We start from the raw sequence: 10,726 nt of genomic DNA, 5'->3' as shown, positions 1-10,726 counted from the left end.
CCCGCTGTTCTCTGTTTTTTTTGGCCCGGGGTGGGGGGGGGGGGGGGGGGGTTGGGGGGGGGGGGGGGGCGGGGGGGCCCCCCCCCCCCCGCGGGGGGGGCCCCCCCCCCCCCCGTCCGCGCCCCGGTCCGCGTCCGTGATCCGCATAATGATCGTCCTGTTGTCAGTGGCTCCCGGTACGCTCGAAAGCACGATGACAGAGGACCTCTCCCCGGCCGAGCGGTACGCGGCAGCCCGTAGGCGCGCTGCCGAGCAGGCCACCGCGCTCGCCTCCTTCCGCGAGATGTACGACTTCGGCCTCGACCCCTTCCAGATCGAGGCCTGTGAGTCGCTCGAGGCCGGCAAGGGCGTGCTGGTGGCCGCGCCCACCGGCTCCGGCAAGACGATCGTCGGCGAGTTCGCCGTCCACCTCGCCCTCAAACAGGGCAAGAAGTGCTTCTACACGACACCCATCAAGGCGCTGTCGAACCAGAAGTACAACGACCTGTGCCGCCGCTACGGCACACAGAAGGTCGGCCTCCTCACCGGCGACAACAGCGTCAACTCCGACGCGCCGATCGTCGTGATGACCACCGAGGTCCTGCGGAACATGCTGTACGCGGGCTCGCAGACCCTCCTCGGCCTCGGCTATGTCGTCATGGACGAGGTGCACTACCTCTCCGACCGCTTCCGCGGCGCCGTCTGGGAGGAAGTGATCATCCACCTCCCCGAGTCGGTGACGCTGGTGTCGCTGTCGGCGACCGTGTCCAACGCGGAGGAGTTCGGCGACTGGCTGGACACCGTCCGCGGCGACACCGAGGTGATCGTCTCCGAGCACCGTCCCGTGCCGCTGTTCCAGCACGTGCTGGCCGGCCGCCGGATGTACGACCTGTTCGAGGAGGGCGAGGGGCAGAGGAAGGCCGTCAACCCCGACCTCACGCGCCTGGCCCGCATGGAGGCCAGCCGCCCCATGTTCCAGGACCGCAGGCGAGGCCGCGCCATGCGCGAGGCCGACCGCGAACGGGAGCGCAGACAGCGCGCCCGGGTGTGGACACCGAGCCGGCCCGAGGTCATCGAGCGGCTGGACGCCGAGGGCCTGCTGCCCGCGATCACGTTCATCTTCAGCCGCGCCGCCTGCGAGGCCGCCGTCCAGCAGTGCCTCTACGCCGGCCTCAGGCTCAACGACGAGGAATCACGGGAACAGGTACGCGCCCTCGTCGAGGAGCGCACGGCCTCCATCCCTTCCGAGGACCTGCACGTCCTCGGCTACTACGAGTGGCTGGAAGGCCTCGAGCGCGGCATAGCGGCCCACCACGCGGGCATGCTGCCGACGTTCAAGGAGGTCGTCGAGGAACTGTTCGTCCGCGGCCTGGTGAAGGCCGTGTTCGCCACCGAGACCCTCGCCCTCGGCATCAACATGCCCGCCCGCTCCGTGGTGCTGGAGAAGCTCGTCAAGTGGAACGGCGAACAGCACGCCGACATCACCCCCGGCGAGTACACCCAGCTCACCGGCCGCGCCGGCCGCCGCGGCATCGACGTCGAGGGCCACGCGGTGGTGCTGTGGCAGCGCGGCATGAGCCCGGAGCACCTCGCGGGCCTCGCCGGGACGCGGACCTACCCGCTGCGCTCCAGCTTCAAGCCGTCGTACAACATGGCCGTCAACCTGGTCGAACAGTTCGGCAGGCATCGCTCCCGTGAGCTCCTCGAGACGTCCTTCGCGCAGTTCCAGGCCGACAAGTCGGTCGTCGGCATCTCCCGCCAGGTGCAGCGCAACGAAGAGGGCCTCGAGGGCTACAAGGAGTCCATGACCTGCCACCTCGGCGACTTCGAGGAGTACGCCCGGCTGCGCCGCCAGCTCAAGGACCGCGAGACCGAACTGGCCCGGCAGGGCGCCGCCCAGCGCCGCGCGGAGGCCGCCGTCGCCCTGGAGAAGCTCAAGCCCGGCGACGTCATCCACGTCCCCACCGGCAAGTACGCGGGCCTGGCCCTGGTCCTCGACCCCGGCCTGCCCGCCGGCCGCGTAGGCGGCCACCGGGGCCTGGAGTACCAGGACGGCCCGCGCCCGCTCGTCCTCACCGCCGAACGGCAGGTCAAGCGGCTGGCCGCGATGGACTTCCCGGTACCCGTCGAACCGCTGGAGCGGATGCGGATCCCCAAGTCCTTCAACCCGCGCTCCCCGCAGTCCCGCCGGGACCTCGCCTCCGCGCTGCGCACCAAGGCCGGGCACATCCCGCCGGAGCGGCAGCGCAAGCGGCGCTCCCAGGCGGTCGACGACCGCGAGATCGCCCGGCTGCGCGCCGCGCTCCGCGCCCACCCCTGCCACGGGTGCAACGACCGTGAGGACCACGCCCGTTGGGCCGAGCGCTACCACCGGCTGCTGCGCGACACCAAGCAGCTGGAGCATCGCATCGAAGGCCGCACGAACACGATCGCGCGCACGTTTGACCGGATCGTGGCGTTGCTCACCGAACTGGACTACCTGCGGGGCAACGAGGTGACCGAGCACGGCAAGCGGCTCGCCCGGCTCTACGGCGAACTCGACCTGCTCGCCAGCGAATGCCTGCGCGCCGGCGTCTGGGAGGGACTCGCCCCGGCCGAACTCGCCGCGTGCGTCTCCGCGTTGGTGTACGAGGCCCGGGTCGGCGACGACGCGATGGCGCCGAAGCTGCCCTCGGGCAAGGCCAAGGCCGCGCTCGGTGAGATGGTGCGGATCTGGGGCCGTCTGGACGCCCTGGAGGAGGAGTTCCGCATCAACCAGACCGAGGGCGTCGGCCAGCGCGAACCCGACCTCGGGTTCGCCTGGGCCGCGTACATGTGGGCCAGTGGGAAGGGCCTGGACGAGGTCCTGAACGAGGCGGAGATGCCGGCCGGTGACTTCGTGCGGTGGTGCAAGCAGGTGATCGATGTGCTGGGGCAGATCGCGGCGGCTTCTCCTGCGGAGGGCTCGACTGTGGCCAAGGCTGCGCGGAAGGCTGTTGATCAGTTGCTGCGGGGAGTTGTGGCCTACTCGTCGGTGGGGTGAGGGTTCGCCGGGCGGGCGCGGGTTCACTGTGGCTGGCCGCGCCCACGCGGCGGAGCCGCACAATGTCACAGCCCCGCGCCTCTTCAGGCCTGTCGACCCTGCCCCCGAGTCAGATATGCCCGCCAGCTTCCGTACTCCGTGATGTCCTCGGTGTTGGCCAAGGCGCCGGGTTCGCACAAGAAGCCCGGGACTCGGGCGCCATCGGTGAGTTCCACGCTGCCCAGTGCCATCGGACGGGGGAGGGTGGCGAGCAGGCGCCCCAGGCCTTCTGCCGGAAGGCGCCAGACCTCCGTCTTGATCGCCGCTCCGCCCTCGCCGACGTGCACCAGGCCCGGCTTCGGCGGGTCGGTGCGCAGGGCGTGCAGGCGGTAGACGGAGGCCGTGGTCGTCGTACGGTCGAGGCGGGCGCCCAGCGCCAGGAGTTGGGGGTTGAGGGGCTGACCCGACAGGTGTGCGCCCACCACGGCCACGTACGTCTCCGGTTCCAGCACTCGGGCGATCCGGGCCAGCCGTTCGTCCGTGAACGCCGGGCCGATCAGCATCACGCCGAACGGCAGTCCGTTCACCTCGCCCGCCGGGACGGCCACCGCCGCCAGGTCGAACAGGTTCGTGGAGTTGGTGAAGCGGCCCAGGCGGGCGTTGGCGCCCAGTGGGTCCGCGGCGACCTCGGCGAGGGTGGGGTGCCCCGGCGCGGTGGGCAGCAACAGGGCGTCCGCGTCGGCCAGTTCCGCCAGGGCGCGGACCCGCAGGGCGGCAAGTCGGGCCTGGTCGGCGAAGAGCTGGTGGGCCGGGATGCCGCGGGCGCGGGTGATGATGCCGGCGACCGTCGGGTCGAGGCCCGCACCACCCTCGGCGATCAATTTGTCGACAAAGCTCCCGATCGCCGTGTAGCGCTCCGCCACGAACGCGCCCTCGTAGAGCATCGCGGCCGCCTCCGTGAAGGGAGCCAGGTCGATGCCGCGCACCTCGGCGCCCGCGTCGGCGAGCCGGCCGACCGCGGCCTCGTAGGCCTCCGCCCAGCCCTCGTCCAGTTCGCCGAGGTGGGCGAGCGGTGGCACCGCGATGCGCCACGGCCCCGGAACCCGCTGGGGAAGCGGCGGGAGCGCGCGGTCGGGCGGTGAGGCCATGTGGGCCAGGGCCTGCTCGGCCTCCGAGAGCGTACGGGCGAACACCGTGACGCAGTCGATCGAGGCGCAGGCGGGCACGACACCGGTCGTGGGGAGGAGGCCGCGGGTGGGCTTCAGGCCGACGATGCCGTTGAAGGCGGCCGGGACGCGGCCCGAGCCCGCGGTGTCGGTGCCCAGGGCGAAGTCGACGATGCCCAGCGCTACCGCTACGGCTGAGCCGGAACTGGAGCCGCCGCTGATCCTTGCCGGATCGTGGGCATTGCGGACAGCGCCGTAGGGGGAGCGCGTCCCCACCAGACCGGTGGCGAACTGGTCCAGGTTCGTGGTGCCGATCACTAGGGCGCCGGCTTCGCGCAGGCGTGCGACGACCGGGGCATCCCCTTCGGGTGCGTAGGCATAGGACGGGCAGCCTGCGGTGGTGGGCAGGCCCTTGACGTCGATGTTGCCCTTCGCCGCGAAGAGCCTGCCGGCCAAGGGGAGGTGTTCGCCTGCGGCCACTCGGGCGTCCATGGCGCTCGCCTCGGCTTCCACCGCTTCCTGGGGGCGGAGGTCGATCCAGATCTCGGGGCGGTTGACGGCCTGGATGCGGGCGTATGCCTGGCGGACTCGGGTCAGGGTGGACATCTGTGCTCCTGGGCTGGTGCGGGTTCGTCGGCTTGCCGCCGGTGGGCGCACACCACCCACCGGTCTGCTTTCACGTCGCCGTCGGCTGCAGGGGGCCGAGGACCACCAAGGGGGTTCCGGCTTCCACCTGGGCGCCCGGCTTCGTGAGGATCTCCGTCACCACGCCCGGCATCGGCGCGTGCACCCTCGACTCCATCTTCATCGCCTCCAGGGCCAGCAGGGGCTGTCCTGCCGTCACCTCGTCGCCCGGCTCCACGTTCACCTGCCACACGGACGCGGCGAAGTCGGCCTCCACGAGCCGGCCACCCGGCGGAACCGTCACCTCGGACCGCGCCGCAGGCACGGCCGCCGTCTCCGCTCGGGTGAACTCGCCCGACGCCTCCCAGGCGGCGCGTTCCGCGGCGAAGGCGGCCTGCTGACGCGACCTGAACTCGGCGATCGCCGAGGCGTTCTCGGTGAGGAACGCCTCGTACTCCGCCAGGGAGAACACGCCCTCCTCGATACGTGGCACGAAGCGGCCCGAGACGATGTCCGCGCGGAGTTCGAGCAGTTCCTCCGCGCTCACCGGGTACCACTTGATGCGGTCGAAGAAGCGGAGCAGCCACGGGGAGCCCGGCTCGAAGGCGCCCCGCTGCTGCCATCCCGACCACACCTGTGTCGTCCGGCCCACGAACTGGTAGCCGCCGGGGCCCTCCATGCCGTACACGCACAGGTAGGCGCCGCCGATGCCGACCGAGTTCTCGGCGGTCCAGGTGCGGGCCGGGTTGTACTTCGTGGTCACCAGGCGGTGGCGCGGGTCCAGCGGCGTGGCCACCGGGGCGCCCAGGTAGACGTCGCCCAGGCCCAGGACCAGGTACTCGGCGTCGAAGACCGTGCGGTGGACGTCCTCCACCGACTGCAGGCCGTTGACGCGGCGGATGAACTCGATGTTCCAAGGGCACCAGGGCGCGTCGTCGCGGACGCCCGCCATGTAGCGGGCGATGGCCTCACGGGTGGCCGGGTCGTCCCAGGACAGGGGGAGGTGGACCGTGCGGGAGGGGACGACCAGTTCGTCGGTGGGAGGCAGGGCCGCGACCATCTCCCTGACGAACGCGAGCAGTTCGGGTTGGGCGAGCCTGCGCGGGTCGGTCTGGATCTGGAGGGAGCGGATGCCGGGGGTGAGATCGGTGACTCCTTCCAGGCACGCCTGCGACACCGCTTCCATCAGCGCGTGCACCCGCATCCGCAGCGCCAGGTCCAGCCGCATGGGCCCGAACTCGACGAGAAGGTTGTCGTCGCCGCTGCGCCGGTACGTCACGTCGCCGTCCCGGGCCAGTACGCCGCCGTCCACGATGGCGGGCCGGGGCGTGCCGTCGTCGGCCAGCGGTGCGAAGCGGACGGTGTCGCCCGGGCGCAGCTGGCCGAGCTTCCAGCGTTCCCGGGTGGGCACGGTCGCCGGGCAGACGAAGCCGCCGAGCGACGGGCCGTCCGGGCCGAGCAGGACCGGCATGTCGCCCGTGTAGTCGACGGCGCCGACCGAGTAGGGCGTGTCGTGGATGTTGGACGGGTGCAGGCCCGCCTCGCCGCCGTCCGGGCGGGCCCAGCGCGGCTTGGGGCCGACCAGGCGGACTCCGGTGCGGGCCGAGTTGAAGTGGACCTTCCACTCGGCGGCGTAGAAGTCGTGGATGTCGTCCCCGGTGAAGAACTCCGGTGCCGCATGGGGGCCTTCCAGGGCTCCCAGCAGCCACGACGAGGTGAACGCCGGGCGGTCGGCGGCCGGCACCGGGCAGCCCGTCGTCACCGTGCCGCCGCGCAGGACGTCTCCCGTGCGCAGCGCCCGGCCGCCGTGGCCGCCGAACCGGCCCAGTGTGAAGGTGGCCGCGCTGCCGAGGAAGGCGGGCACGTCCAGGCCGCCGCCCGCGAACAGGACGTAAGTCCGCAGCCCGTGTCCGGACGGCGCCCCGACCTCCAGGACCGCGCCCGCCGGCACCGTCACCGGCTCCCACTGCGCGACCGGCTCGCCGTCCACCGTGATCGGTGCCGGGGCGCCCGTGACGCACACGGTGGTGGCGTGCGTGAAGCGCAGCGTCGGCCCTTGGAGCGTGCACTCCAGGCCGGGCGCGCCCTCCGTGTTGCCGAGCGCCCGGTTGCCGAGCCGGAAGGACAGGTCGTCCATCGGGCCGCACGGGGGCACGCCGACCTGCCAGTAGCCGGTGCGGCCCGGCCAGTCCTGCACGGTGGTGAGGGTTCCGCCCGCCACGACCTCGATACGCGCGGTGGGGTCCGTGACGGTGGCGAGGGTCGCCGTGGAGTGCGTGGCCGACCGGAAGGCATCGGCCGCGAGGGCCGCCCGGATCTGGCCCAGGTTGGTCTGGATGCCGTCGACCCGGGTGCGGGCCAGGGCCTCGTCCAGCCGCCGCAGCGCGTGCTCCCGGTCCGGGCCGTAGGCGATGACCTTGGCGAGCAGGGGGTCGTAGGAGGTGGTGACCTCCGTGCCCGTCTCGATCCAGCCGTCCACGCGTACGCCCTGCGGGAACTCGACCCGGGTGAGCAGTCCGGCGCCGGGCCGGTGGTCGCGGGAGGGGTCCTCGGCATAGATGCGGGCCTCGACTGCGTGGCCGCGGGGCGGGCCCGGGTCCCGTACGACGCCGTGGTCGCCGCGCGCCAGGCGCAGCATCCAGGCGACCAGGTCGACGCCGTGTATCTCCTCGGTGACCGGGTGCTCGACCTGGAGGCGGGTGTTGACCTCCAGGAAGTACGCCTCCTCGCGGGCCGCGTCGTACACGAACTCGACGGTGCCGGCGGACCGGTAGCCGACGGAGGCGCACAGGTCGCGGGCGGAGTCGGCCAGTTGCCGCCGTATGCGGCTCGGGAGCTCCGGCGCCGGTGCCTCCTCCACGACCTTCTGGTTGCGGCGCTGGAGGGAGCAGTCGCGGTCGCCGAAGGTGACGACCTTTCCCGCGCCGTCCCCGAAGATCTGCACCTCGACATGGCGGGCGTGCTCGACGAGCCGCTCCAGGAAGACACCGGCCGTGGCGAAGGAGGCGGCGGCGACCCGCTGCACCCGCTCCCACGCCTCGGTCAGTTCGCCGGCGGAGCGGCATGCCGACATACCGATGCCGCCGCCCCCGCCGGTGGCCTTGAGCATCACCGGATAGCCGATCACCTCCGCCTGGTCCAGCGCCTCCGCCAGGGAGGCGAGCAGGCCCGTGCCCGGGGCCAGCGGTACTCCTGCCGCCCGGGCCGCCGCCCGCGCGGTGTGCTTGGTGCCGAACAGCTCCAGTTGTTCGGGGGTCGGGCCCACGAACACGATTCCGGCGTCCTCGCAGCGGCGCGCGAACGCCGCGTCCTCGGACAGGAAGCCGTAGCCGGGGTGGATCGCCCCGGCGGCCGTGTCCTTGGCGGCCTTCAGGACCAGGTCCGGATCGAGGTAGGACTGCTTCGCGGGCGCCGGGCCCAGCCGTACCGCCTGGTCGGCGAGGCGGACGTGGGGTGCCGAGCGGTCCGCGTCGGAGTACACCGCGACCGTGCGCAGGCCGAGCTCGCGGGCCGTGCGCAGGATCCGGACGGCTATCTCGCCCCGGTTCGCGACCAGCAGCGTGCCGAAGCTCATGCGGTGTCCCCCCGGCCGGCTCCGATCGTCATCTCCACCGCCGTCGGCTCGAAGCCGTTGCACGGGTTGTTGATCTGGGGGCAGTTGGAGACGAGCACGAGGACGTCCCGCTCCGCCCGCAGGGTCAGCGAGAGGCCGGGGGCCGAGATGCCGTCGACGATGCCGAGGGTGCCGTCCTTCTCGACGGGAACGTTCATGTACCAGTTGATGTTGGACACCAGGTCGCGCTTGCCGAGGCCGTACTTGGCGCCCTCCGCGAGGAAGTTGTCCACGCAGGCGTGCTGCGACCAGGTGTGGTGGCCGTACCGGAGCGTGTTCGACTCCTTGGAGCAGGCCCCGCCGACCGTGTCGTGGCGGCCCACGTCGTCCGCGACGACCGTCATCAGCGGGGTGTGCTCGTTGGACAGCAGCACACTGCCCGTGGTCAGGAAGATGGTGCCCTGCGCCTGGATCGTGTCGGGGGCGCTGTAGCGCACGGATGTGTCGTGCGCGTCGTAGACGAGGAAGTCGACGGCCTGGTTGCCGTACAGGTCGGTGACGGTCAGCGTCTCGCCGGTGCGTACGACGGACGACCAGGCGGCACGGGCCGGAACGACGGTTTTCGCGTTCTTCATGCGAGCCCCCTCGCGGCGAGGAATTCGGCGGTGTTCAGGAAGGCACGGCGGCCCTCGGGGGTGGCCTCCCACAGCTGGTCGCCGGGGCGGGTGGCCTCCGAGCGCCAGGCGAGGACCTCCAGCGGGGTGCACACGTAGTCCGGGCGCGGGTCGACCGGGTGGGGGACGTTGGCGATGAGCACCGTGACGTCCTGCTCGGCGCGCAGGGTGACGCTGCCGCCGGGGCCGACGGAGCCCGCGAAGTCGAGGGCGCCGTCCTCGCGGACCTCGAGCCCCTGGAAGAACGACAGCGACGGCGGCAGGTCGCGCGGCTCCAGCCCGTTCTTCGCGGCGGCCAGCTTGAACAACTCGCGTCCGGCGGGGGACGCGGACTGCGGAGTGCCGTCCCCGTAGCGCTCGGTGTTGCGGGCGAGCGTCGAGGTGCCGCACAGGGCGTCGTGCCGCCCGGAGGTGTCGGCGACGACCGACGCGAGGACGCGGCCCTGGTCGGACAGGAGCAGGCGCCCCTCACCGAGGTAGGCGTTCCACTGCACCTTGACCGTGTCGGCCACGTTCAGCCGCTCCCACGGGCGGTCGGCGACGAACAGCAGCAGATGGGCGCAGGCGTCGCCGCGCAGATCCGTCAGGCGCAGCTCGGTCCCGCGGGCCAGCACCCGGTGCGTGTAGTTGCCGCCCGCCACGGTCTCCGCCCACACCAGGTGGCCCGCCTCGCAGGGCGGCGCGGGCCAGGCGCTCGCCGGCACGACGGGCATGGCCTCGGCACGGGCGCCCTCCTGTGCCCGGGCGTGGTCGCGTGCTCCGTAGGTGGTCGCTGTCGCCATCGCGGGACCTCCGGGGTCGGGTTACTGCTGCGGTGATTTCTGTCGCCCGACAGAAATTAGGCGGAGACCGGGTCGCCGTCGTGTCCCGGGCGTTGCCGGTCCGTTTCCGGTCCCTCACGGCGGGAGCCGGGCGGGGCTGTCGTCGCACCCGCGCCGAGATCGCCGTACGGCGTCATGTGCGAGGATCGACCGCATGGGAACCGGTGGTGGGCGGCGGGTCGGCAGGCCGCGGGCGGAGCGGCGGCCCGACAGCGGACTGTCGCCGCGCGACGAGCTCCTCACGGCCGCCGCCGAATTGTTCACCACCCGCGGGTATGCCGCGACCACCACGCGCGCCGTGGCGGAGCGGGCCGGGATGCGGCAGGCCTCCATGTACCACTACGTGTCCGGCAAGGAGGAACTGCTCGCCGAGCTGCTGGAGTCCACCGTCACGCCCTCGCTGTCCTGCGCGCGCGACCTGCTCGCCGACGACGCCGCCCCGGCCGAGGGCCGGTTGTGGGAGCTGTGCCGCACCGACGTCGAGCTGCTCTGCGGCGGCCCGCACAACCTGGGCGGTCTCTACCTGCTGCCCGAGGTGCGCTCCGAGCGGTTCGCCGGCTTCCATGCCGTGCGCGCCGAACTCAAGGACGCCTACCGGCAGTTGATCGCCGCCACCCGTGCGGGCTCGGGGCTCGCCAAGGGTGAGCTGGCTCTGCGGACGGATCTGGTCTTCGGGCTGATCGAGGGCGTCATCCTGGTCCACCGCTCCGACCCGGAGCGCCCGGTGTCCGTCTTCGCGGAGGCCACGGCGGACGCGGCGCTGCGCATCGCCGGAGTCTGAGGCTTTCCTCGGGGCCTCAGGCCGCGGTGTCTCGGGCCTCGGCGTCTCGGGGTCTCAGGTCTTCAAGTCCACTGCCTCGCGGGGGAATTCACCTACGCGGGGGAGTCGTCTCGCCTGCCCGTACGTC

The 10,726-nt window shown here is 72.3% G+C and carries 6 protein-coding genes; 2 read left to right on the top strand and 4 right to left on the bottom strand.

Annotated features, from left to right (window positions below):
- The first annotated feature begins 148 nt into the window (after positions 1-148).
- Positions 149-3,001, top strand: a complete 2,853-nt coding sequence (locus tag ACIRC0_RS28455; RefSeq protein WP_403621302.1) for a DEAD/DEAH box helicase — start codon at positions 149-151, stop codon at positions 2,999-3,001.
- 83 nt (positions 3,002-3,084) lie between these two features.
- Here ACIRC0_RS28455 and atzF read toward each other — a convergent pair whose 3' ends face one another.
- From atzF to ACIRC0_RS28435, 4 genes are all read right to left on the bottom strand, one after another.
- Positions 3,085-4,752, bottom strand: coding sequence for an allophanate hydrolase (gene atzF, locus ACIRC0_RS28450; RefSeq protein WP_403621299.1), 1,668 nt, complete (start codon positions 4,750-4,752; stop codon positions 3,085-3,087).
- A gap of 70 nt (positions 4,753-4,822) precedes the next feature.
- Complete coding sequence (locus ACIRC0_RS28445; RefSeq protein ID WP_403621296.1) at positions 4,823-8,344, bottom strand: 5-oxoprolinase/urea amidolyase family protein; 3,522 nt, start codon at positions 8,342-8,344, stop codon at positions 4,823-4,825.
- Positions 8,341-8,958, bottom strand: a complete 618-nt coding sequence (locus ACIRC0_RS28440; protein WP_403621293.1) for an urea amidolyase associated protein UAAP2 — start codon at positions 8,956-8,958, stop codon at positions 8,341-8,343. Before ACIRC0_RS28440 ends, ACIRC0_RS28445 begins: the two co-directional genes overlap by 4 nt.
- Positions 8,955-9,779 (bottom strand): urea amidolyase associated protein UAAP1, encoded by an 825-nt coding sequence (locus ACIRC0_RS28435; RefSeq protein WP_403621290.1) that lies wholly within the window; start codon positions 9,777-9,779, stop codon positions 8,955-8,957. Before ACIRC0_RS28435 ends, ACIRC0_RS28440 begins: the two co-directional genes overlap by 4 nt.
- Positions 9,780-9,972: 193 nt before the next feature.
- Between ACIRC0_RS28435 and ACIRC0_RS28430 the strand changes: the two genes are divergently transcribed.
- Positions 9,973-10,599 carry a TetR/AcrR family transcriptional regulator gene (locus ACIRC0_RS28430; RefSeq protein WP_403621287.1) on the top strand — a complete coding sequence of 209 codons (627 nt, stop codon included), beginning with the start codon at positions 9,973-9,975 and terminating at the stop codon, positions 10,597-10,599.
- The last annotated feature ends 127 nt before the right edge of the window (positions 10,600-10,726 follow it).

Origin of the sequence: Streptomyces sp. NPDC093984 (assembly GCF_044764595.1) — a bacterium.
GTDB lineage: Bacteria > Actinomycetota > Actinomycetes > Streptomycetales > Streptomycetaceae > Streptomyces > Streptomyces cynarae.
The sequence above is the reverse complement of the archived record's forward strand: the minus strand, read 5'-3'. Positions and strand labels throughout refer to the sequence as shown.

Bases quoted from the DNA above. Each gene is read 5' to 3' on its own strand.
- ACIRC0_RS28455 (WP_403621302.1), top strand. From the start codon at position 149: ATGATCGTCCTGTTGTCAGTGGCTCCCGGTACGCTCGAAAGCACGATG.
- atzF (WP_403621299.1), bottom strand. From the start codon at position 4,752: ATGTCCACCCTGACCCGAGTCCGCCAGGCATACGCCCGCATCCAGGCC.
- ACIRC0_RS28445 (WP_403621296.1), bottom strand. From the start codon at position 8,344: ATGAGCTTCGGCACGCTGCTGGTCGCGAACCGGGGCGAGATAGCCGTC.
- ACIRC0_RS28440 (WP_403621293.1), bottom strand. From the start codon at position 8,958: ATGAAGAACGCGAAAACCGTCGTTCCGGCCCGTGCCGCCTGGTCGTCC.
- ACIRC0_RS28435 (WP_403621290.1), bottom strand. From the start codon at position 9,779: ATGGCGACAGCGACCACCTACGGAGCACGCGACCACGCCCGGGCACAG.
- ACIRC0_RS28430 (WP_403621287.1), top strand. From the start codon at position 9,973: ATGGGAACCGGTGGTGGGCGGCGGGTCGGCAGGCCGCGGGCGGAGCGG.